This is a genomic window from Neoroseomonas marina, from assembly GCF_012927745.1.
Taxonomy (GTDB): Bacteria; Pseudomonadota; Alphaproteobacteria; order Acetobacterales; family Acetobacteraceae; genus Neoroseomonas; species Neoroseomonas marina.
Genome location: NZ_JABBKX010000002.1, coordinates 674342 through 695788, shown reverse-complemented (window position 1 = coordinate 695788; position 21447 = coordinate 674342). Strand labels below are relative to the sequence as shown.

The following is a 21447-nucleotide window of genomic DNA, read 5'->3' as shown; positions in this document are numbered from 1 at the left end:
AGGGGCGCCGCCCCTCCCGGGCTCCCCCGGTCCCAGGCCGAAAGGCCTGTGGAAACCTATGCCTGGTGCTGGAAACCGCTCAGAGCGCGCCGAGAACCACGCCGGCCACGCGCGCGGCGTCGGCTTCCGACATGTAGGGATGCATCGGCAGCGACAGGACCTGATGGCACAGCGCCTCGCTGACCGGCAGCGGCGCCGGGCCGCCGGCGACGGCAGCCGCATGGTGCGCCGCGTAGGCGGGCTGATGGTGCAGCGGCTTCGGATAGTAGATGCCCGAGCCGATCTGCTGCGCCGAGAGCGCCTGCTGCACGCGCGCCCGCACCGCCGCATCCGGCAGGCGGATCGTGTAGAGCCCGTAGCAGTTCTCCGCGCCGTCCTGCGCCACCTGCACGCCGACCTTGCCGGCGAAAGCCGCGTCATACGCCGCGCCGATGCGGCGGCGCTGCCCGAGCTCCTGCTCGAAGATGCCCATCTTGGCGCAGAGGATCGTCGCCTGCAGCGTGTCGAGCCGGCCATTCATGCCGGTGCGCTCGACCTCGTAGCGCGTCTTGCCTTCGCCATGCGTGCGCAGCGAGCGGAAGAGGTCCGCGCGATCCGCATCGTTGGTCAGCAGCGCGCCGCCGTCGCCATACGCGCCGAGCGTCTTGGTCGGGTAGAAGGACAGCGCCGCCGCCCCGCCCCAGCCGCCGAGCCGGCGATTGCCCAGCCGCGCGCCGAAGGCCTGCGCCGCGTCGTCCAGGGCGAACATCCCCTCCCGCGCGCAGATCGCCTCGATCGCCGGCCAGTCGGCGGGCAGGCCGAACAGGTCCACGCCCACCACCGCGCGCGGCTTCAGGCGGCCGTCCTTCTTCACCGCGGCGATCCGCTTCTCGAGGTCGGCGATGTCGATGTTGAAGGTCTCGGCATCCACGTCGACGAAGACCGGCGTCGCGCCGAGCACGAGCGGGACCTCGGCCGTCGCGGTGTAGGTGAAGGCGGGCAGGAAGACCGCGTCGCCGCGGCCGATGCCTTCGGCCATCATCGCGATCTGCAGCGCGTCGGTGCCGGAGGAGACGCCGACGGCATGCGCGACGCCGGCGAAGGCGGCGAGCTTCTCCTCGAGCTCCGTCACCTCCGGCCCATTGATGAAACGGCCGGAATCGAGGACGGCGGCGATGCGCCGGTCGAGCTCGGCGCGGATCAGGGCCTGCTGCGCCTTGACGTCGAAGAGCGCGATGGGAGCGGTCATGAGTCCTCGGGGTGCTGCGGCGATTGCGGCAGCGTCTTAGACCCGGAGGCCGCGTCGCGCGAAATCACCCTTGGTGTCCTTGTGCAACGCAATATGCGGAAACACGGCGGAAAGGGCGGGGGAGGAGAACCTCCCCCGAGCCCCCTCCCTTCCTTGGATACTTGGCGCCGGCCGCGACGGCCAGTTCCCAGGCGTCAAAGAAGGTTGAGGGGGGTCCCGGTTGGGGGGAGAGAAGTTCTCTTCCCCCTCCGACGCTCAGCCGCCGTCTGCCTTCAGGACCTCGCCCGCGAGGTACAGGCTCCCGCAGATCAGCACCCGCCCCGGGACGCCGTCCGCTGCGATCCGCGCCAGCGCCGCCGCCACCGTCGGGCCCAGCCGCGCCACGCCGCCGCTTGCCGCGACGATGTCCTCGACCGGCATCGCCAGGTGCTGCCCCGGCTCCGCAACCGCGGTCAGCGTCGTCGCGAAGGGGATCAGCGGGCGGAGGAACTCCTCGCTCGCCTTGCCCTTCTTCATCCCGACCACCAGGTGCAGTGGCCGATCGCGCCAGGTCGCAAGGTGCTGCGCCAGCGCCACGCCGGCACCGGCGTTGTGCCCGCCGTCGAGCCAGAGGTCGAAGCCGCCGGGCAGCGCCCTCGCCAACGCACCCTTCAGCCGCTGCAGCCGCGCCGGCCATTCCGCGGCCGCGACGCCGCGGGCGATCGCGACATCGGTCAGCCAGGACGGATTCCAGGACCGCAGCGCGGCGATGGCGATGCCGGCGTTGTCGGCCTGATGCGGTCCGGGCAGGCCGGGCGGCGGCAGGTCGAGCGTGCCGCGCGCGTCGCCGTAGCGCAGGCCTTCGGTCGTCAGCTCCGCCGTCCAATCCCGTCCACGGACCAACAGCGGCGCCCCGCGTTCGGCCGCGATGCGGGCGATGGCCTCGAGCGCCACCGGATCCTGCGCGCCCGTCGCGCAGGGCACGCCCGGCTTGATGATGCCGGCCTTCTCCGCGGCGATGCCGGCCAGGCTGTCGCCGAGGAAATCCATGTGGTCCATCGAGATGGAGGCGATCGCCGTGGCCGCCGGGCGATCCACGACGTTCGTCGCGTCGAGCCGCCCGCCGAGCCCGACCTCGAGCACCAGCACATCCGCCGGGACGCGGCTGAACAACAGCAGCGCGGCCGCGGTGGTGATCTCGAAGACGGTGATGGGTTCGCCCTTGTTCGCGACCTCCGCTTCCTCGAGCGCCGCGGTCAGCGCCTCGTCCGTCACCAGCGTGCCGGCGAGGCGGACGCGCTCATGGAAGCGCACGAGATGCGGGGAGGTGTAGACATGCACGCGCTGCCCCGCCGCTTCGGCGATGCCGCGCAGGAAGGCGCAGGTCGAGCCCTTCCCGTTGGTGCCCGCCACATGCACGACGGGCGGCAGATGCTTCTCGGGGTTGCCCAGCGCGTCCAGCGCGCGATGCAGACGCCCGAGGCTGAGATCGATCAGCTTCGGATGGAGCGCGTGCAGGCGCTCGACGATGGCCTCGGCGCGGGACACGACGTCAGGCCTGGGCAGGCTGTTCCGTCGGTTCCTCGGGCGCCGGCAGGGCGGGCACCTCGGCGGCGGGCGCCGTCGCGGCCTCGACCAGCGGCACGCGCAGCAGGCCGATGACGCGCGCGAGCGTCGCGCGCATCTCGCTGCGCTTGACCACCAGGTCGAGGATGCCGTGCTCCAGCAGGTATTCCGCGCGCTGGAAGCCCTCGGGCAGCTTCTCGCGCACCGTCTGCTCGATCACGCGCGCGCCGGCGAAGCCGATCAGGGCGCCGGGCTCCGCGATATGGATGTCGCCGAGCATCGCGAAGGAGGCCGTGACGCCGCCCGTGGTCGGGTCGCACATCACGACGATGAAGGGCAGCCCGGCTTCCTTGACCAGCCGGGTCGCGATGACGGTGCGCGGCATCTGCATCAGGCTGATCGCGCCTTCCTGCATGCGCGCCCCGCCGGAGGCGGTGAAGACGATCAGCGGCGCGTCCTGCAGCACGGCGAGCTTCGCCGCGGTGACGATCGCCTCGCCCACGCCCGCGCCCATCGACCCGCCCATGAAGGCGAATTCCATCGCGGCGACGACGGCGCGCTGGCCCTCGATGGTCCCGTGCGCGACGGCGACCGCGTCGTCCATCGCGGACTTCGCCTGCGCTTCCTTCAGCCGCTCCGTGTAGCGGCGCTGGTCGCGGAAGCGCAGCGGGTCGGCCGGCGCCCTGGGCAGCTCGATGCGCGAGAAGCCCGGATCCAGCGTGCATTCCAGCCGCCGCACCGCCGAGATGCGCATGTGGTGGCCGCAATGGGGGCAGACATGCAGGGCAGCTTCCAGGTCGCGCCGGAAGATCATCTGCTCGCAGGCAGGGCATTTGTGCCAGAGGTTCTCCGGCACCTCCCGCTTGAACAGGCCCGAGATCTTCGGAAGGGCCCAGTCGGAAATCCAGTTCATGAGTCTCTGTCTGCCCTCAAACGCCGGGCGCGGCCCGTGCGGGCCGCTAGGCTTTCGCGCTGCCAGCGGCGCACTGGCGGCGACGGTTGGTCTGGCGCGGGTCGCATTCGCGGCCTCGGCGCGCCGTAGCGCGCCGCCTTATATAGGGCGGCCGGCGCGGCGGCTACCGCTTCGCCACCGGTGGCGCCAGGCGGGGCCGTCCGGGGCCGCGCCGGGGCCGTGGCAGGCCGGAATCGTCGCCCTCCGGCGCGCGGATTCGCAGCAGCACCTCCACCCGGCCGGGCTGGTCGGCAATCGCCTGCGCAACGATCGCGGCCAGCGTTTCGGGGGAGACATCGAGGTCCACCACGGTCTCCGTCGCCTCGTCCACCAGGTGGGAATGGGGCTGCGGCACCGTGTCGTAGATCGGTCCGCCGATCCGGCTCGGCACGCGGCCGAGCAGCCCCGCGCCGGCCAGCGCCTCGAGCATGTCGGCGATCTCGGCACGGTTGAGCGCCAGGCCGCCGTCAGCCGCCAGGCGCCGGGCCCCGGCGGCGTCGATGTGGGTGTCCTCGGCAGCGCGGAGGAGCGTCAGCAGGCGCGGCAGCCAGCCATCGGCGGCCAGGCCTGCCCGGCGCAGCTCGTCTCGCGCCGCGGTGTCCGCGGTGCCGGCCATCGTTCCTCCCAGGCGGGGTCTTGTGCCCCATCCGAAACGCGAAGGGAGAAGCGAGATCTCCCCCCGAGGCTCCCCCGACCTTCCCTGGCAGCAAGCCCCCCAAGGAAGGACGGGTCGATGTCCCGGTCCGGGGGAGGATCCCCTCCCCCGGCCGTCCGCCTCACTTCACGTCGAAGCGGTCGAGCATCATGACCTTGTTCCAGGCGGCCACGAAATCCTCGACGAACTTCGCCTGGTTGTCGGCCTGGCCGTAGACCTCGGCCAGCGCGCGCAGCTGGGAGTTCGACCCGAACACCAGGTCCACGCGCGTCGCCGTCCACTTCACGGCACCGCTCGCGTGGTCACGACCCTGGAATTCCTCCGCCGTCTCGTCGGTCGGCGCCCAGTCGGTGCCCATGTCGAGCAGGTTGACGAAGAAGTCGTTCGTCAGCTGACCCGGGCGGCGCGTGAAGACGCCGTGCGGCGACCCGGCGTGGTTGGCGCCCAGCACGCGCAGGCCGCCGACCAGCGCCGTCATCTCGGGCGCCGTCAGCGTCAGCAGCTGCGCCTTGTCCACCAGCTGCTCCTCGGCCGAGACCGTGTAGCGCGCCTTCCGGTAGTTGCGGAAACCGTCCGCCTCCGGCTCCAGCACGGCGAAGGAGGCCGCGTCGGTCTGGCTCGCGGTGGCGTCGGTGCGGCCCGGCGTGAACGGAACCTCGACCTTGTGGCCGGCAGCCCTGGCCGCCGCCTCGATCGCCGCGCAGCCGCCCAGGACGATGACGTCCGCGAGGGAGACCTGCTTGCCGCCCGCCAGGGACGCGTTGAACGCCTTGCGCACCTTCTCGAGCTTCGCGAGCACCTTCGACAGCTGCTCGGGCTGGTTCACCGCCCAGTCCTTCATCGGCGCGAGGCGGATGCGCGCGCCGTTCGCCCCGCCACGGCGGTCCGAGCCGCGGAAGGTCGATGCCGAGGCCCAGGCCGTCTGCACGAGCTGCGGGATCGACAGGCCGGAGGCGAGGATCTGCGCCTTCAGCGCCTTAGCATCCGCCTTGCCGATCAGCTTGTGCGTCACCGGCGGAACCGGGTCCTGCCAGATCAGGTCCTCCTTCGGCACGAGCGGACCGAGGTAGCGGGACTTCGGCCCCATGTCGCGATGGGTCAGCTTGAACCAGGCGCGGGCGAAGGCGTCGGCGAACTGGTCGGGGTTCTTGTGGAAGCGCTCCGAGATCTTGCGGTACTCGGGATCCATCTTCATCGCCATGTCGGCCGTGGTCATCATCGGCGGATGGCGCTTCGTCGGATCGTGGGCGTCCGGCACCAGCGTCTGCGCCGCCGGATCCTTCGGCTTCCACTGATGCGCGCCGGCCGGGCTCTTGGTCAGCTCCCAGTCGAAGCCCAGCAGCATGTCGAAGTAGCTGACGTCCCAGGTGGTCGGCGTCGGCGTCCAGGCGCCCTCGATGCCCGACGTGATGGCATCCACGCCCTTGCCGCTGCGGAAGCTGCTCTTCCAGCCGAGGCCCATCTGCTCCATCGGGGCCGCTTCCGGCTCGCGACCGACCAGCGAAGCGTCGCCGGCGCCATGGCACTTGCCGAAGGTGTGGCCGCCGGCGGTCAGCGCCACGGTCTCCTCATCGTTCATCGCCATGCGCGCGAAGGTCTCGCGGATGTCGCGGCCCGAGGCGACCGGGTCCGGATTGCCGTTCGGCCCTTCCGGATTGACGTAGATGAGGCCCATCTGCACGGCCGCGAGCGGGTTCTCGAGCTGGCGATCGCCCGAGTAGCGCTTGTCGCCGAGCCAGGTGTCCTCGGCACCCCAGTAGATGTCCTCCTCGGGCTCCCAGATGTCCTCGCGGCCGAAGGCGAAGCCGAAGGTCTTGAGGCCCATCGATTCCATCGCGACGGTGCCCGCGAGGACCATCAGGTCGGCCCAGGAGATCGCGTTGCCGTACTTCTGCTTGATCGGCCACAGCAGGCGGCGCGCCTTGTCGAGGTTCGCATTGTCGGGCCAGGAATTCTCCGGCGCGAAGCGGTGCGCGCCGTTCGAGGCGCCGCCGCGGCCGTCAGCCGTGCGGTAGGTGCCCGCGGAATGCCACGACATGCGGATGAAGAGTGGGCCGTAATGCCCGTAATCCGCCGGCCACCAATCCTGGCTGACCGTCATCAGCGCGATGAGGTCCTTCTTCAGCGCGGCGACGTCGAGCGTCTTCACCGCCGCGGCGTAGCTGAACGCGGCGCCCATCGGGTTCGACTTGGCGGATTGCTGGCTGAGCATCCGCAGGTTGAGCGCATTCGGCCACCAATCCTTGTTGGCGCGCACCGAGAAGCGCGCCGCCGTCGGCCTGCCGTGCATCACCGGGCAGACGCCCGCGCCCTGACCACCCTGTCCGTCCATGTCTGTCTCCGATCGTGACTGCGTTGCCTCAAGCGGCCCGGGGATGGGCCCGCGAGCGCACTGATCCGACGGTCGCCAAGCGCCTGGTCATGCGTTCCCTTCCGTCCCCGGCCGGTCTTGGACGGAAGCGTAGGCAGGCCTTCAACGATTGCGGAAGACCCAAGTTCCGAAAGCATCGATAGGCATTGCCAATCGTTCGCGATTGCCCTCGGATGCGGCGACCCATCTTGCGCCGCGACAGGGATCTGCCGCACCGCAGCAACCCAGACGATCCTGCCATGAACATCCGCGACCTCCGCTACATGCTCGCCGTCGCCGAGCACCGCCATTTCGGCCGCGCCGCCGAAGCCTGCCGCGTCAGCCAGCCGACGCTGTCGGTGCAGTTGCGGAAACTCGAGGAAGCGCTCGGCGTCATGCTCTTCGAACGATCGAGCAAACAGGTGGTGCCGACGCCGATCTGCGAATTGCTGCTGACGCACGCCCGCATCGCGGTCGCCGAGACCGAGGCGATGACGGCGCTCGCCCAGGCCTCGGCGGACCCGCTGCGCGGCCCGCTGCGCATCGGCATCATCCCCACCCTCGGCCCCTATCTGCTGCCGCTGGTCTTCGCGCCGCTGCGGGAGGCGTTGCCGCAACTCGAGATCGAGCCCTGGGAGGACATCACGGCGACCCTGCTCGAAAAGCTCCGGGCACATGAACTGGACGCGGCGGTGCTCGCGACCGAGCCCGAGGGCACGGACCTGCTGTCCCGGCCGCTCTTCACCGAACCCTTCCTCGCCGCCCTGCCGCCGGAGCATCCGCTGGCGAAACAGGACCGGATCCGCGAATCCGACCTGGTGCCCGACGTGCTGGTGCTGGCGGACGGGCACTGCCTCCGCGATCAGGCGCTCAGCGCCTGTGGCCTGGCCGGGCCGGTCAGCGGGGCGCTGCGTGCCTCGAGCCTTGCCACCCTGATCAACATGGTCGCCGCGGGCTACGGCACGACGCTGGTGCCGGGCCTCGCGGCCGGCGCCGCGCAGGATTCGGGCATCGCTCTCCGGCCGCTCGTCGCGCCGGCCTCGCGCACCATTCGGATCGCCTGGCGCGCCGCCTTCCCGCGCCGCGCCGCGGTGGAATCGGTCGCGCGGGTGGTGACCGAGCGCCTGGCGCGGTTCACCGCCGCCTCGGAACGAGAGATCGCTGCCCTGGACCCGGCGCCTGCGGCACGCCATGTGCCGGGGGCCCGATGAGCCTCACAACCCTTCCCCCTGCCCTGCCGCCCGAGGCGATGACCGACCTTCAGGCGGCCTATCGGGCGCTGGAGAACCCGTCCCTTGCCGCGCGGCTGGCCGCCGTGGCCGGAATGCCGGTCGAGGCGCTGCGATCGCGCCTGCCGGCGGGCGTGCAGGGCAGCGTGGACGGGGCCGTGCGCACCGCGCTCGCCGTGGCGATGTCGGCGGCGCTGCGCTCGGCGCCGAACCTCGTGCCCCTGCCGGTGCCGTCATCCTGGTTCCACCGCGGCCTGGCCGCCGCCTCCGGCGCGATGGGCGGGGCCTTCGGCCTGCCCGGCACGCTGATGGAACTGCCGGTCTCGACCACCATCCTGCTGCGCCAGATCGCCGCCGTCGCCGCCGACCAGGGCGAGGATCTCGACGCACCGCAGGCGGGGGCGGAATGCATGAAGGTCTTCGCGATCGGCGGGACCTCGCCCTCGGATGACGCGGTGGAGAGCGGCTATTTCGCAGTCCGACTCGCGTTGGCCGAGGCGCTGAAGGGTGCCGTCGGGCGCACCATCATGCCGGGCTTCGTCGCCGCCGTGGCATCGCGCTTCATCGGGCCGGTCGGGCTCAAGCTCACCGCCCAGGCGGCGCCGATCCTGGGCGCCGCGGCGGGCGCGACGGTGAACCTCGCCTTTCTCGAACATTTCCGCTCCGTCGCGCGAGGTCATTTCACCTTGCGCCGCCTGGAACGGACCTACGGCGTCGCGCCGGTCCGCGGGGCTTGGGACGCCATCGCGGCGGGCCGTGACGAACCCTTCCTGCCCCGGGCGCGATAGCACCGCTCCCGCGCACAGAACATTCTTCTGACGGGCGCCCCGCGCCGGGTGTAACGATTCCCTTTGCGGAACATCACAAGGGGAGAACCGCGCATGGCACCACGGCTCGCGGCCGAATTCTTCGGCACGCTCTGGCTTGTCCTCGGGGGGTGCGGCTCGGCGATCCTCGCCGCCAGCTTTCCCGGCGTCGGCATCGGCCTTCTCGGCGTCTCCTTCGCCTTCGGCCTGACCGTCCTGACCATGGCCTATGCGATCGGCCACGTATCGGGCTGCCATCTCAATCCCGCGGTGACCTGCGGCCTCGTCGCGGCCGGCCGGTTCAAGGCGGGCGAGGCGGTGCCCTACATCGTCGTGCAGGTGCTGGGTGCGATCGCCGGGGCGGGAATCCTGTACCTGATCGCGACGGGCAAGCCGGGCTTCGAGCTCGGCGGCTTCGCCTCCAACGGCTATGGCGACCACTCGATCGGCAGGTACTCGCTGCAGGCCGGGCTCGTCTGCGAAGTCGTGATGACCTTCTTCTTCCTGATCGTCATCCTCGGCGCGACGCACGGCAAGGCACCGGCCGGCTTCGCGCCGATCGCCATCGGCCTGTGCCTGACGCTGATCCACCTGATCAGCATCCCGGTGACGCAGACCTCGGTGAACCCCGCGCGCAGCACGGGGCCCGCGCTCTTCGTCGGCGGCTGGGCGCTGGAGCAGCTCTGGCTGTTCTGGGTGGCGCCGATCGCGGGAGCGGTCATCGCCGGGATCGTGAGCCGCACGCTCTGGCCCAATGAGGGCGAGGTGGGCGGCGACGGGCGCTGACGGGCCCGCCGGGCGTCGGTTCCGGAAGGCGCTTCGCGGTGCCCCTTCCGGAGTCCGGCACCGGTCCCGCTCAGCCCTCGACCGGCACCAGGCAGGTCAGGCGCGACGGATTCTGCTCGCTGAGGAAGATCCGCCCGTCCGGCGCTCGCCACATGCCGTGCGCGCCGTTCAGCACAGGCCGGCACCGCCCGACGATCGTCCCGTCGGGCGCCAGCAGCGACAGTTGCGGCACCTGGTCCGTGACATAGAGCCCGCCACCCGGCGCGCCATGCACGCTCATCGGCTTGTGGTTGCCGCGCCAATCCGCGAGCCACATCCCGTCCGCGGTGAAGACCTGGACGCGGTTGTTCTCGCGGTCGGCGACCGTCACGCGCCCGTCCGGCAGGACCCAGACGGAATGCGGCGTGGTGAATTCGCCGGGGCCGCTGCCCTCGCGTCCCCAGCGGCCCATCGGCGTGCCCTGGGCGCTGAAGCGGTGCACGACGGACGCGGCGTAGCCATCGGCGACGTAGATCGTCCCGTCCGACGCGAAGGCGACGTCGCAGGGCGCGTTGAACGGCTCGCCCGGACAATGGCGTCGTCCGATCCCGCCCAGGCGCTTGCCGTCGCGCGAGAAGACGATGATCTCCTGCGCGTCGCGGTCGACGACGAAGACGCGGCCATCGGGATGGACCGAGAGCATGTGCCCGTCCGCGACCTCCGCGCCGCCCCAGGCATCGATGCGCCGGCCATCCGGCGCGAGGACCACCACCGCCGGCGCTTCCGGATCCGCCATCGGGTCCTGGCGCAGTTGCACGTAGACGCGCCCTTCCGCGTCGCAGGCGACGTCGGAGGGCACGCCCTGGCCCTTCGGCACCTCGCCCCAGGGGCGCTCGACGCGATAGCGGGTCTCGCCCAGGCGGACGAAGAGCTGGTGGCGTGGCATGGGGCGCTCCGCGGCTGTGTCGTCGCGACCCTCGCGCCCGCCGCGCGGCGGCGCAAGACCGCGCGCTTGACACGGTCACGGCGCGGACTCCAAAGCCGGCACGGGGATGCGCCGCGGGGGATGGATGCAGCCTGATCATCGCGCGCCGGAGCCGGGCTCTGTGCTGCCCGTCGTGATCTTCGCCGTCGTCGTCATGGTCGCGGTGCATGTCGGGCTGCTGGTCACGATGGACCCGGGCTTCCTGCAGGGGCACCTCGCCGATCCCGATGCCTATATGCGCGTGGTGCGCGTGCTCGAACTGCGCCAGGGCGCGGCCTGGTTCGACACCATCACGCCGGCGCTCGCGGCACCCGAGGGGCTGTCGCTGCATTGGACGCGGCCGCTCGACATCCTGATCCTGCTGCCGGCGCTCGCGCTCGAGCAACTCGGCGGACTCGACCCGCGGCAGGCGATCTTCCTCGCGGGCGGGCTGGTGTCGCCGCCGCTGCACCTTGCCGCGACGCTGGCCGCCGCCTGGGGCGCGGCGGGGCTGTGGGACCGGCAACGCGCGCCGCTCTATGCGGTCCTGATGATGGCGGCGTCGCCGGCGGCGGCGAACTATTCGGCGCCGGGGCGCGCGGACCATCACGCGTTGATCCTCTTCGCGGTGACGCTCGGCCTCGCGGCGGCGATCCACGCGCTGCGGCCGGGCGCGCGGGGCGGCGTCGCGATGGTTGCCGGGGCCGCCTTCGGCTTCGGCGTCTGGGTGGGCCCGGAGGCGCTGATCGTCGCACTGCCAGTGCTGCTCGCGATCGGCCTCGCGGCGCTGCTGGCCGAGGACGGACGCCCGGCCGCCACGCAGGGCGTCCGCATGACCGCGGGCATGGCCGCGATGCTTCTGGTCGCCATACTCGTCGAGCGTCCGCCGTCGGGATGGCTCGCGGTGGAGACCGATCGCGTCTCGGTCGAGCACCTCGCCCTCGCGCTGCTGTGCAGTGGCGCCTTCATGGTGCTGCGCCCGGTCGCGTCCGGACCGCGGCTGCGGCGCTGGCTGGTCGGCGTGGCGGCGGGCGCCGCCGCTGTCGGCGCCTTCGTCGCGGTGTTCCCGGTGCTGCCGCAGCGCGTGGCAGAGGATGCGGATGCCGCCATCGCGCAGATGCTGCGGCTGCATCACGACCTGATTGCGGAAATGCAGCCCCTGCCGCCCTTCGGACCCGGCGGCGTAGCGACGGCCGGGTTTCTGATGGGCGGCGTTCCCGTGCTGGGGCTGCTCGCCATCGCGCTGGCCATGCGCGGCTGGCGGCGCGACGGGTCCTGGCCGGCGGGGCTGGTGCTGGGCATGACGCTCCTCGCCGGCATTGCGGCCGCCTTCGCCGCGGTGCGCTTCGCGCTCGACCTCGCCGCGCCGGCGGCGATCGCTGCGGCCGGGGTGATGGGGCAGGTTCTCGCGCGGTCCTGGCCGCGGGAACCGGCATTGCGCCTGGTGCTCGGGCTGGTGCTCGTCCTCGGCTGCCTCGCGGTGCCGCGCCTGACGCGCGACCGCGCCGAAGCCGAACGGATCGGCAGCGCGGGCGGCACGGCCGCGATCGGGTCGGCCTGCGACGCCACCGCGCTGGCGGCCTGGCTCGCCGGCGCGCGCCAGCACGTCGCGCCAGCCGACCACGCGCCGATCCTGGTCATGGAAGACATGAACGCCGGCCCCGAAATCGCCTGGCGATCGGGCATCCGCGGCGTCTCGGGCCCCTATCATCGCGGCGGCGACGCCTTCGTCGACGTGCTGCGGGCCTTCACCGCGACCGATGACGGCGCGGCCCGCGCCATTCTCCGCCGGCGCCAGGCCGACCTGATCGCGGTCTGCACCACGGATCTGCCGACGGACAACGCGGCGGACTTCGTCACCCGCCTGCGCCGCGGCGAGGCGCCGCCCTGGCTCCGCGCCATCCCGTTGCCCGATTCCCTCGGCGGCTATCGGCTCTTTGCCGTCGATCCCGGTGCGTGACCGGTTTTCCCGCCCCGGTTGCATGGTCTAGCCTGCGACCCGAACCAGGAGACGCCCCGTGCCGGTCACCATGACGCCCTGGCGGATTGCCGCCCTTCTTCTCCCGCTCACCGTCCTCGCCGGCTGCCAGCAGGCGACCACCGCCGCCGGTTCGGTCGCCGGAGCCGCCGCAGGTCGAGCCGCCGGAGCCGCCGCCGCGGCGGCAGGGCCGGCCGCAGCGCCGGTCGCCGGTGCCGCCGGGCAGGCCGCCCAGGCCGCCGCCACGCCCGCCGCGCAGCAACTCGCCCAGATGACCGCGGCCGCCGCCCAGGGCGCCTGGGACCGGATCACCGAAGCCCCCGCGCCGACCTGCACGGGCGATGCCGACAAGACGTGCGCCGAAACCCAGGCGCTGCGCGCCCGCGCCTGCCGCCGCCAAGCGGCCTCGGCCGGCGCGGACCGCAAGATGACGCTGCTCGATTGCGCGGTGACGGCCGGCCAGGCGGCGCTCGCCGCCGGCGGCGCCAACACGGCGGCCGAGCGCAACGCCTGGCGCGAGGAACTGCTGAACGCCGCCTTCGACCGCCGCGCCATCACGCCGCGGGCCAATTCCTGCCCCGGCAACGACCTGCTGCGCGCCGAAGCGGACACGCTGCGCCGCGACATGCCCGGCAACGCCAATGCCCGCTTCTACGCCGCGAGCGCCCGGATGTACGGCGTCTCGGTCTCCTGCGGCTCGGATGACCAGCGCTGCCCCGATCTGGCGGAGGCGGCGCGGCTGCTCACCCCGCCGCAGTCCGACCCGCGCTGGGCGCAGACGCTGGAAGGCGTGCGCACCCTGCAGCGGGTCGTGGTGGGCTGCCCCGAAAGCTGACCGGAGGGGCGATGCCCCTCCATCGCCTCAGCCCTTGGGCATCTCCTGTTCCGCCAACCGGGCGAAGAGCGACGAGCCGAGGGGAATGAGCTCGTCGTTGAAGTCGTAGCGCGGGTTGTGCAGCGACACCGAGTGGCGGCCGCCGTCGCCCTGGCCGATGCCGATGAAGCAGCCGGGGCGCGCCTGCAGCATGTAGGAGAAATCCTCCGCGCCCATCCGCGGCACCGGCTTGCGGTGGACCTTGGCCTCCCCGAGCACGGCCACCGCCGCCAGCGCCGCGCGTTCCGCCTGCTCGGCGTGGTTCACGGTGGGCGGATAGCCGCGCTGGAACGACAGTTCCGCCTTGGCGCCATGCGCTTCCGCGGTGGCACGGACGATGTCGCCGAGGCGGCGCTCGATCATGTCCTGCACCTCAGGCTTGAAGGTGCGGACGGTGCCGCGCAGTTCCGCGGTCTCGGGGATGACGTTGGACGCCTCCCCGGCATGGAACTGGCAGATGCTGACGACAGCGGTGTCGATCGGGTCCATCGACCGCGCGACGATGGATTGCGTCGCAACGACGATGTGCGACGCCACCAGCACCGGGTCGACGCATTGCTGCGGACGCGAGGCATGGCCGCCCTTGCCGTGCACGGTGATGGTGATGCGGTCCGCGGCCGCGAGCGCGGGTCCGGCGAAGATCCGCGCCTCGCCCAGCGGCAGTTCCGGCGAGTTGTGCATCCCGTAGACGGCATCGCAGGGGAAGCGGTCGAACAGGCCTTCCTCGACCATCACGCGGCCGCCGCCGCCGCCTTCCTCGGCCGGCTGGAAGATGAAGTTCACCGTGCCGTCGAAATTCTTCGTCTCCGCCAGGTAGCGCGCGGCGCCGAGCAGCATGGTGGTGTGCCCGTCATGGCCACAGGCGTGCATCTTCCCCGGGGTGGTGGACCGATGGCCGAAATCGTTGGTCTCGGTCATCGGCAGGCAATCCATGTCGGCGCGGAAGCCGATGGACCGCTTGGAGGTGCCGTTGCGCAGCACGCCCACGAGGCCCGTGCCGGCGATGCCGCGATGGACCTCGATCCCCCAGGATTCGAGCGCCTTCGCGACGAGGTCCGAGGTCCGGTGCTCCTCGAAGCCGAGTTCCGGATGGGCGTGGATGTCGCGGCGCGTGGCCGTCAGCTCAGGCTGGAATTCGGCGATGCGGTTGATGATCGGCACGGTGTGTCTTCCCGTCAGGCGCTGGGGATCGGAAGGGGCAGCATGCCGCCCGGCGGGCGGCAGGATTGCGGCACGGCGTGTCTCACAGACCGGCCACGGCGGCGTCCACCGCGTCCCCGAAGCGCTCCACGATCATGCCGATCTCCTCGCCGGTGCAGACATAGGGCGGGGCGAGGATGACGTGGTCGCCATGCTTGCCGTCGATGGTCCCGCCCATCGGGTAGCAGGCGAGGCCGCGCTGGAAGGCTTCCTTCTTCACGCACTCATTCACCGCGAGGGCGGGGTCGAAGACCGCCTTGCTGGCGCGGTCCTTCACCAGTTCCACGGCCCAGAACAGGCCGCGGCCACGGATGTCGCCGACCTTCGCGTGGTTGCCGAGGCGCTCGGTCAGCCCCTGTTCCAGCAGCGCGCCCATGGCCTTCACGTTGTCGAGCAGGTTCTCGTCGCGGATCACCTCCTGCACCGCCAGCGCCGCGGCGCAGGCGACCGGATGCGCCTGGTAGGTGTGGCCGTGCTTGAAGGTGCCCGATCCCTTCGTCAGCGCCTCGATCACGCGGCCATGGACCAGGATGCCGCCGATCGGCTGGTAGCCGCCGCCCAGACCCTTCGCGATCACCTGGATGTCCGGCGTCACGCCTTCCTGTTCCCAGGCGTGCAGCGTGCCGGAGCGGCCCATGCCGGACATCACCTCATCGAGGATGAGCAGCGCGCCGTGGCGCTCGCACACCGCCTTCATGGCCGGGAAGTAGCCGGGCAGGGCGGTCGCGCAGCCGAGCGTCGCGCCGACGATGGTCTCGGCGCAGAAGGCGATGACGTTCTGCGGGCCGAGGCGCTGGAACTCCGCCTCCAGTTCCGCCGCGAGGCGCGCAACGTAGTCCGCGTCGGATTCCCCGTCGTGCCGGTCGCGGTAGGGGTAGCAGGGCGAGACGTGGCTGAAGGCGTCGGACAGGATCGGCGCATAGGGCGCGCGGCGCATGGCGTTGCCGCCGGCCGCCAGCGCGCCGAGCGTGTTGCCGTGGTAGGATTGCCGCCGCGCGATGAACTTCGTGCGCTGCGGCTGGCCGGCCTCGATCACCCATTGCCGGGCGATCTTCAGCGCCGCTTCCATGCCTTCCGATCCGGACGACACGAAATAGGCATGGGTCAGCCCACCCGGCGCGTGGCCGACCAGCATGTCGGCCAGCCGTTCGGCGCTTTCCGCGGTGAACAGCGCGGTGTGCGCGTAGCAGAGCCGGTCGATCTGCGCCTTCATCGCGGCGACGACATGCGGGTGGCCATGGCCGAGACAGGCCACCGCGGCGCCCCCGGAACCGTCGATCACCTCATGCCCCGAGGCGTCGCGTAGCCAGATCCCCCGCCCGGAGGCGGCGATCGGCGGGGCTTCGCGGAGGTTGCGGTGGACGATGTGGGTCATGGGTCGGGGCTCCTTCGGCCCCGCATCCTGCCCCGCGTTCAGGGTGGAGTCAGCACCCCGACCACCGCCCCGGTCATGCAGCAGGCGATGGTCCCGGAAATCAGCGAGGGCAGGCCGAGCTTCACGATGTCCGCCCGTCGTTCCGGGCACATCGCGGTCATGCCGCCCACCATGATCCCGACCGAGCCGAGATTGGTGAAGCCGCACAGCGCATAGGTCAGCACCAGCCGCGAGCGTTCCGACAGCCCCGCCCCGCCCGAGGCGGCAAGTTCCAGGTAGGACACGAACTCGTTGATGATCATCTTCACGCCGAGCGAGGAGGCGACGGTCGCCGCTTCGCTGGCCGGCACGCCCATCGACCAGGCGACCGGCCAGAGCAGCCAGCCCGCGATCTTCTGCAGCGTCAGCCCCGTGAGCGGCTCCAGCGCCAGGTTCACCAGCGCCACCAGCGAGACGAAGACGATCAGCGCCGCCATGATGCCGAGCAACAGGTCGAGCCCGTCCTTGGTGCCCTGGACCAGCGCGTCCATGGTGCTGTCGTAGAGCTTCTCGGGGATTCCCGTGGTGCCGTCGGTCGCGACCTCGCCATCCGCCGGCGGCATCATCAGCACGGCGGCGAGGATCGAGGCGGGAGCTGCGATCAGGCTCGCCGTCAGCAGTTGCCCCGCCGCATCGGGCACGACGGGCGAGATGATCAGCGCGTAGACCACCAGCGTATTGCCGCTGATGGTCGCGAGGCCCGCGGTCATCACCACGAACATCTCGGACCGCGTGAGGCGCGCGAGCCAGGCGCGGATCATCAGCGGCGCCTCCACCATGCCGACGAAGACGTTGGCCGCCACGCTGAATCCGGTGGCGCCGCCGATGCCGAACAACCGCGTCAGCACGCCCGCCATCTTCCGAACCACCCACGGCAGCACGCCCCAGTGGAACAGCACGGCCGAGAGCGCGCCGACCACGAGCACCAGCGGCAGCGCCTGGAAGAACAGGATGAAGGAGGAACCGGGGCGGTTCTCGGTGAAGGGCAGCGGGCCGCCGCCGAGATAGCCGAAGACCAGCGATGTCCCCGCCCGCGTCGCCGTCGCCAGGGCATCCACCGCATCGCCAAGGAGGAAGAAGCTCGCCCGCACCGGCGGCACGTTGAGCAGCACGGCGGCGAGCAGCAATTGCAGCCCGAGCCCCGCGACGATGACGCGCGCCTTAACGCCCGGGCGGAACCCGCCCAGCGCCCAGGCGAGGGCGCAGAGCAGCAGCAGCCCCGCGGCCGATTGGAGCTGGAGCAGGCTCACGATTCATCCCCTTCGCCGGGCGGTTCCTCGGCTTCGGCCTCGAGCTCGAGCAATGCCGCGGCGCGCGATCCGTCCACCGCATCCACCGTGCGCAGCTTGCGCGCCACCGCCCGCGTGCGGACCTGCGCCGCGTCGATGGTATTGCCCACCGCCGTCACCTGCTTGCGGAGCCTGGCCAGCACCTCGTCCATCCTGCCCATCTCGGCCTTGGTGGCGCCGAGCAATTCGCGGACCAGATCCGCCTTCTCGCCGAGCGCGATGGTCACATGGCCCATCTGGATGGTCCGCAGCATGGCCGGCAGGAGGGACGGGCCGAGCACCATCACGCGGTTCACCCGGCCGATCTCCTCGATCGCGCCGGGGATGCGCGCGATCTCGGCATAGAGTCCCTCGGTCGGCAAATAGAGCACCGCGAATTCCACCGTCAGCGGCGGGCGGATGTATTTCGCGGCGATCTTCGCCGCTTCCGCGCGCACCCGCTGCTCCAGCGCGCGCCGCGCGGCCTTCTCGGCCTCGGCATCGCCGGCGTCGGACGCGATCACCAGGCGGTCCCAGTCCTCGGTCGGGAACTTCGCGTCGACGGCGAGGAAGACCTCGCGCCCCTTCTCGTTCGGCATGCGGATGGCGAATTCCACCGCCTCGGCGCTGTCCTCGGACAGCTTCTTGTTCGTCTCGTAGGAGCCGGGCGGGAGGATGTCGTCGAGCAGCGCGCGCACCTGCGCCTCGCCCCAGCCCCCGCGAGTCTTCACATTCGAGAAGAGCCGCTTGATGTCGACGATCTGGGTGGTGACCGCCTGCACGTCGCCCATCGCCTTCTGCACCGCGGCGAACTGGTCGATGACGCGGGCGAAGCTCTCGTTCATCTGCTTCTCGACGGCCGATTGCAGCTGCTCGTTCACCGTCTTCTGGATCTCGGCGAGGCGCGCCTCGTTGCCCTCCCGCAGCTCCTTCAGCCGGGCGTCCAGAAGGTCGCGCGCGCGCGTGTTCTCGGCGGCCAGCACCTCCTGCAGCTTCGCCAGCCCCTCGGCGAAGGCGAGGCGGATCTCCGCGATGCCCTGCGTGACGTCGCGGCGCAGCAGCGCCGTGTCGTCCTTGTGCTCGGTCAGCGCCTTCACGACGCTCGCGCGCTGCTCCGCCATCGCGTCGCGCGCAGCCTGGGCATCAGCCGCCAGCCGTTCGAGCAAGGCCGTCTCCAGCGCGCCGAGCCGGTCGGCGATGCGCGTCATGCCCTCGCCCAGCGCCCGCGTCTGATCGATGGCGCCGGCTGCGACGCGCTCCCCGATCGCCGCGGCCTCCCGCGCCAGGCCTCGCTCGAATTCCGCCGGCAGGGCGGCGATGCGTTCGCCCTGACGGTCGAGGACCGATTGCAGGTCGGTCAGCCGCTGCGCCAGCACCGGGTCCGTCGCCGGCCGGCGCAGCAGCAGCACGAGCACCAGCACCGCCACGAATGCGATGCCGCCGAGCAGCGCGAAGCTTTCCGTCGCCATGAGGCCCCCCGAATCGAGGCCCCGAGTCTCGCACCCCGCCCCGCGCGCTGGCGAGGCCCGCCGTGGATCAGCCCGCGGCGCTCGCCGGCCCTTCGGCCGGCACCAGGACCAGCCGCCCGGTCGCGACGCCGAAATGGGCGCCGTGCAGGGTAAGCCGCCCTGCGGCCACCGCCTCGGCCACCCAGGGGAAGGTCATGAGGTTCGCGAGCGAGATCCGCACCGCCTCGTGCTCCCCGGCTTCCTGGCGGTCCTCGGGAACATCGCAGCGCAGCGCCACTTCGCGCGCGCGCTGCGCGATGCTGATCCAGCCCTGGACGAAGTCGCGCGCCTCGGGCGGCGTGCCCTCGATCAGCGCGCGGATGCCGCCGCACAGCGCATGGCCCATCACCACGATGCGCTTCACCTGCAGCACGCGGACGGCGAATTCCACCGCCGCGCTGGTGCCGTGGAACAGCGCGTCCGGCATGTAGGGCGGCACTAGGTTCGCGACGTTGCGCACGACGAACAGCTCGCCGGGGCCGGCGGAGAAGATCATCTGCGGATCGACGCGGCTGTCCGAACAGGCGACGACCATGGTGTGCGGGCGCTGCCCCCGGGCGGCCAGTTCCTCGAAGCGCGCGCGCTGCTGCGGCCAGGTTTCCTGTCGGAAGCGACGGTAGCCGGCGACGAGTTCGTCCATGATCTGCGTTCCTCGACCGGAGGGGCCCTGGCCACCGTTGCCGCGCCCCCCTTCGGGGAGGCACCAAGTGATGGTTCCCAAAGGCCTTTCGGCCTTTGGCGGGGTGGGTGCGGGAGGGGCGGCGCCCCTCCCGTCCATCAATGCCGGAAGTGCCGCATCCCGGTGAACACCATTGCCAGCCCCGCCTTGTCCGCCGCCGCGATAACCTCCGCGTCGCGCATCGACCCGCCGGGCTGGATCACCGCCGTCGCGCCCGCGGCCACCGCGGCCTCGAGGCCGTCGGCGAAGGGGAAGAAGGCGTCCGACGCCACCACGCTGCCGCGCGCGAGCGGTTCCGCCAGGCCCGCGGCCTTGGCCGCCTCCTCGCTCTTCCATCCGGCGATGCGCGCGCTGTCGACGCGGTTGGGCTGGCCGCCGCCGATGCCGACCGTCGCCTCGCCCTTCGCATAGACGATGGCGTTCGACTTCACGTGCTTGCAGACGCGGAAGGCGAAGAGCAAATCGCGCAGCTCGGCGGCCGAGGGCGCGCGCTGCGTCACCACCTTCAGATCCGATGCCGCGACATGGCCGGCATCGCGCGACTGCGCGAGGAACCCGCCCGAGACCGACTTGAAGGTCATCCCCGGCGCCGCCGGGTCCGGCATGGCGCCGGTCAGCAGCAGGCGCAGGTTCTTCTTCCGCGCGAAGATGGCGCGGGCGGCTTCGTCCGCGTCAGGGGCGATCACCACCTCGGTGAAGATGGCGGCGATCTTCTCCGCCGCCGCGGCGTCCAGCACGCGGTTCGCCGCGACGATGCCGCCGAAGGGCGAGACCGGGTCGCACAGGAAGGCGCGGTCCCAGGCGGTCACCAGGTCCTCGGCCACCGCGACGCCGCAGGGGGTGGCGTGCTTGATGATGGCGATGGCCGGGCGGTCGAACTCCGCCACGCATTCGAAGGCCGCGTCGGTGTCGTTGATGTTGTTGTAGGACAGCTCCTTGCCCTGCACCTGCATCGCCGTGGCGATGCCGGGCCGGCTGGTCGCGTCCACGTAGAAGGCGGCGGACTGGTGCGGGTTCTCGCCATAGCGCAGGCCCTGGCGCAGCACGCCCGGCAGCGACAGCCGCGGCGGGAAGTCCTGGCCCTCCTGCCGTGCGAACCAGGCCGAGATCGCCGCGTCATAGGCCGCTGTACGCGCATAGGCCGCGGCCGCGAGGCGCCGGCGCGTCGCGAGCGTCGTGCCCCCCTGCGCCTCGATCTCCGCCTGCACCTCGGCGAAGTGCTGCGGTTCCGTCAGCACGGCGACGCCGTCGTGGTTCTTCGCGGCGGAGCGGATCATCGCCGGGCCGCCGATGTCGATGTTCTCGATGCAATCCTCGAAGGAGGCACCCTTCGCGACCGTCGCCTCGAACGGGTAGAGGTTCACCGCCACCAGGTCGATCGGCGCGATGGCGTGCTTGTCCATCTGCGCGAGGTGCTCGGCCAGGTCGCGCCGGCCGAGGATGCCGCCATGGACCTGCGGCACCAGCGTCTTCACCCGCCCGTCCAGGATCTCGGGGAAGCCGGTGTGGTCCGAGACGTCCTTCACCGGCACGCCGGCCTCCCGCAGGGCGCGGGCGGTCCCGCCGGTGGACAGGATCTCGACTCCCCGGCCTGCCAGGAAACGGCCGAAGTCGATCAGTCCCGTCTTGTCCGAGACGGACAGCAGGGCACGGCGGATGGGGAGGATGTCGCTCATGGGGCCGGCGCATAGACCCGGGCGGGCCAGGGGGCAATCCGGCGGATCAATCCCCGCCGCGCGCCGCCCGGATGGCACGCCGCAGCTTCGCGACGCCGGTGCGGGTATGGCCGGTCTCGCACAGGCGCATGCCGTCCGCCGCAAGGCTGCGGGCGGGCTCGTCCCGCGATCCCGGCAGCGTGGCGAGCCGAACGGCCAGCTCGGAGCAGTACTCCTTGCTGTCCGACGTCATGCGGGCGGGAGGTTCGACCCCGCCCAGCGCGGCCGGCGTACCGAGCATGACGAGGCCTGCAAACAGGATGCGCATCGATCCTGGACTGCCATAGCGCGTCCTGCCGCCGGGTGGCGTAGCCATG

Annotated in this window: 18 protein-coding genes; 5 read left to right on the top strand and 13 right to left on the bottom strand. The window is 71.6% G+C overall.

Annotation, left to right across the window (positions count from 1 at the left end):
* Window positions 1-79 precede the first annotated feature (79 nt).
* The 5 genes from GWK16_RS08610 to katG all read right to left on the bottom strand — a co-directional run bounded on the left by GWK16_RS08610 (window position 80) and on the right by katG (window position 6712).
* Entirely contained in the window at window positions 80-1228 is a 1149-nt protein-coding gene (locus tag GWK16_RS08610) for a DegT/DnrJ/EryC1/StrS family aminotransferase (protein ID WP_170053515.1), read from the bottom strand.
* A 255-nt stretch (window positions 1229-1483) separates the two neighbouring features.
* The gene (locus tag GWK16_RS08605; RefSeq protein WP_170053514.1) at window positions 1484-2755 is read right to left on the bottom strand and encodes a Mur ligase family protein; all 1272 of its coding nucleotides are present in this window, start codon (window positions 2753-2755) and stop codon (window positions 1484-1486) included.
* Between the two features lie 4 nt (window positions 2756-2759).
* Window positions 2760-3686: an acetyl-CoA carboxylase, carboxyltransferase subunit beta gene (accD, locus tag GWK16_RS08600; protein ID WP_170053513.1), complete on the bottom strand. Its 927-nt coding sequence runs from the start codon at window positions 3684-3686 to the stop codon at window positions 2760-2762.
* A 163-nt stretch (window positions 3687-3849) separates the two neighbouring features.
* Window positions 3850-4341 (bottom strand): hypothetical protein, encoded by a 492-nt coding sequence (locus GWK16_RS08595; protein WP_211187200.1) that lies wholly within the window; start codon window positions 4339-4341, stop codon window positions 3850-3852.
* 160 nt (window positions 4342-4501) lie between these two features.
* On the bottom strand, window positions 4502-6712 hold the full coding sequence (gene katG, locus GWK16_RS08590) for a catalase/peroxidase HPI (protein ID WP_170053512.1): 2211 nt from the start codon (window positions 6710-6712) through the stop codon (window positions 4502-4504).
* Between the two features lie 278 nt (window positions 6713-6990).
* On the opposite strand from katG, the gene GWK16_RS08585 reads away from it, so the two are divergent.
* From GWK16_RS08585 to aqpZ, 3 genes are all read left to right on the top strand, one after another.
* On the top strand, window positions 6991-7941 hold the full coding sequence (locus GWK16_RS08585) for a LysR substrate-binding domain-containing protein (protein ID WP_170053511.1): 951 nt from the start codon (window positions 6991-6993) through the stop codon (window positions 7939-7941).
* Window positions 7938-8747, top strand: coding sequence for an EcsC family protein (locus GWK16_RS08580; RefSeq protein WP_170053510.1), 810 nt, complete (start codon window positions 7938-7940; stop codon window positions 8745-8747). The genes GWK16_RS08585 and GWK16_RS08580 overlap by 4 nt, the downstream gene beginning before the upstream one ends.
* 93 nt (window positions 8748-8840) lie before the next feature.
* Complete coding sequence (gene aqpZ, locus GWK16_RS08575; protein ID WP_170053509.1) at window positions 8841-9551, top strand: aquaporin Z; 711 nt, start codon at window positions 8841-8843, stop codon at window positions 9549-9551.
* A gap of 70 nt (window positions 9552-9621) precedes the next feature.
* On the opposite strand, the gene GWK16_RS08570 is transcribed toward aqpZ, so the two are convergent.
* Window positions 9622-10476 (bottom strand): NHL repeat-containing protein, encoded by an 855-nt coding sequence (locus GWK16_RS08570; RefSeq protein ID WP_170053508.1) that lies wholly within the window; start codon window positions 10474-10476, stop codon window positions 9622-9624.
* A 160-nt stretch (window positions 10477-10636) separates the two neighbouring features.
* Between GWK16_RS08570 and GWK16_RS08565 the strand changes: the two genes are divergently transcribed.
* Window positions 10637-12454 (top strand): hypothetical protein, encoded by a 1818-nt coding sequence (locus GWK16_RS08565; protein WP_170053507.1) that lies wholly within the window; start codon window positions 10637-10639, stop codon window positions 12452-12454.
* Between the two features lie 58 nt (window positions 12455-12512).
* The gene (locus GWK16_RS24990) at window positions 12513-13307 is read left to right on the top strand and encodes a hypothetical protein (protein ID WP_211187198.1); all 795 of its coding nucleotides are present in this window, start codon (window positions 12513-12515) and stop codon (window positions 13305-13307) included.
* A gap of 27 nt (window positions 13308-13334) precedes the next feature.
* On the opposite strand, the gene GWK16_RS08555 is transcribed toward GWK16_RS24990, so the two are convergent.
* The 7 genes from GWK16_RS08555 to GWK16_RS08525 form a co-directional block, all read right to left on the bottom strand.
* Entirely contained in the window at window positions 13335-14507 is a 1173-nt protein-coding gene (locus GWK16_RS08555; RefSeq protein WP_170053506.1) for an amidohydrolase, read from the bottom strand.
* A gap of 82 nt (window positions 14508-14589) precedes the next feature.
* The gene (locus tag GWK16_RS08550) at window positions 14590-15921 is read right to left on the bottom strand and encodes an aspartate aminotransferase family protein (RefSeq protein WP_170053505.1); all 1332 of its coding nucleotides are present in this window, start codon (window positions 15919-15921) and stop codon (window positions 14590-14592) included.
* 38 nt (window positions 15922-15959) lie between these two features.
* Window positions 15960-17210 (bottom strand): NupC/NupG family nucleoside CNT transporter, encoded by a 1251-nt coding sequence (locus GWK16_RS08545; RefSeq protein ID WP_338144436.1) that lies wholly within the window; start codon window positions 17208-17210, stop codon window positions 15960-15962.
* Complete coding sequence (gene rmuC / locus GWK16_RS08540) at window positions 17207-18697, bottom strand: DNA recombination protein RmuC (RefSeq protein ID WP_248291219.1); 1491 nt, start codon at window positions 18695-18697, stop codon at window positions 17207-17209. Before rmuC ends, GWK16_RS08545 begins: the two co-directional genes overlap by 4 nt.
* Window positions 18698-18764: 67 nt before the next feature.
* Window positions 18765-19376 carry a carbonic anhydrase gene (locus tag GWK16_RS08535; protein ID WP_170053504.1) on the bottom strand — a complete coding sequence of 204 codons (612 nt, stop codon included), beginning with the start codon at window positions 19374-19376 and terminating at the stop codon, window positions 18765-18767.
* A 137-nt stretch (window positions 19377-19513) separates the two neighbouring features.
* Window positions 19514-21091 carry a bifunctional phosphoribosylaminoimidazolecarboxamide formyltransferase/IMP cyclohydrolase gene (gene purH / locus GWK16_RS08530; protein WP_170053503.1) on the bottom strand — a complete coding sequence of 526 codons (1578 nt, stop codon included), beginning with the start codon at window positions 21089-21091 and terminating at the stop codon, window positions 19514-19516.
* A 46-nt stretch (window positions 21092-21137) separates the two neighbouring features.
* Entirely contained in the window at window positions 21138-21446 is a 309-nt protein-coding gene (locus GWK16_RS08525; protein WP_170053502.1) for a hypothetical protein, read from the bottom strand.
* Between the last annotated feature and the right edge of the window lies 1 nt (window position 21447).

Coding starts and splice junctions, on each gene's coding strand:
- GWK16_RS08580 (WP_170053510.1), top strand. CDS start 7,938: ATGAGCCTCACAACCCTTCCCCCTGCCCTGCCGCCCGAGGCGATGACC.
- GWK16_RS08585 (WP_170053511.1), top strand. CDS start 6,991: ATGAACATCCGCGACCTCCGCTACATGCTCGCCGTCGCCGAGCACCGC.
- accD (WP_170053513.1), bottom strand. CDS start 3,686: ATGAACTGGATTTCCGACTGGGCCCTTCCGAAGATCTCGGGCCTGTTC.
- GWK16_RS08570 (WP_170053508.1), bottom strand. CDS start 10,476: ATGCCACGCCACCAGCTCTTCGTCCGCCTGGGCGAGACCCGCTATCGC.
- katG (WP_170053512.1), bottom strand. CDS start 6,712: ATGGACGGACAGGGTGGTCAGGGCGCGGGCGTCTGCCCGGTGATGCAC.
- GWK16_RS08525 (WP_170053502.1), bottom strand. CDS start 21,446: ATGGCTACGCCACCCGGCGGCAGGACGCGCTATGGCAGTCCAGGATCG.
- GWK16_RS08595 (WP_211187200.1), bottom strand. CDS start 4,341: ATGGCCGGCACCGCGGACACCGCGGCGCGAGACGAGCTGCGCCGGGCA.
- purH (WP_170053503.1), bottom strand. CDS start 21,091: ATGAGCGACATCCTCCCCATCCGCCGTGCCCTGCTGTCCGTCTCGGAC.
- GWK16_RS08610 (WP_170053515.1), bottom strand. CDS start 1,228: ATGACCGCTCCCATCGCGCTCTTCGACGTCAAGGCGCAGCAGGCCCTG.
- GWK16_RS08550 (WP_170053505.1), bottom strand. CDS start 15,921: ATGACCCACATCGTCCACCGCAACCTCCGCGAAGCCCCGCCGATCGCC.
- rmuC (WP_248291219.1), bottom strand. CDS start 18,697: ATGGCGACGGAAAGCTTCGCGCTGCTCGGCGGCATCGCATTCGTGGCG.
- aqpZ (WP_170053509.1), top strand. CDS start 8,841: ATGGCACCACGGCTCGCGGCCGAATTCTTCGGCACGCTCTGGCTTGTC.
- GWK16_RS08535 (WP_170053504.1), bottom strand. CDS start 19,376: ATGGACGAACTCGTCGCCGGCTACCGTCGCTTCCGACAGGAAACCTGG.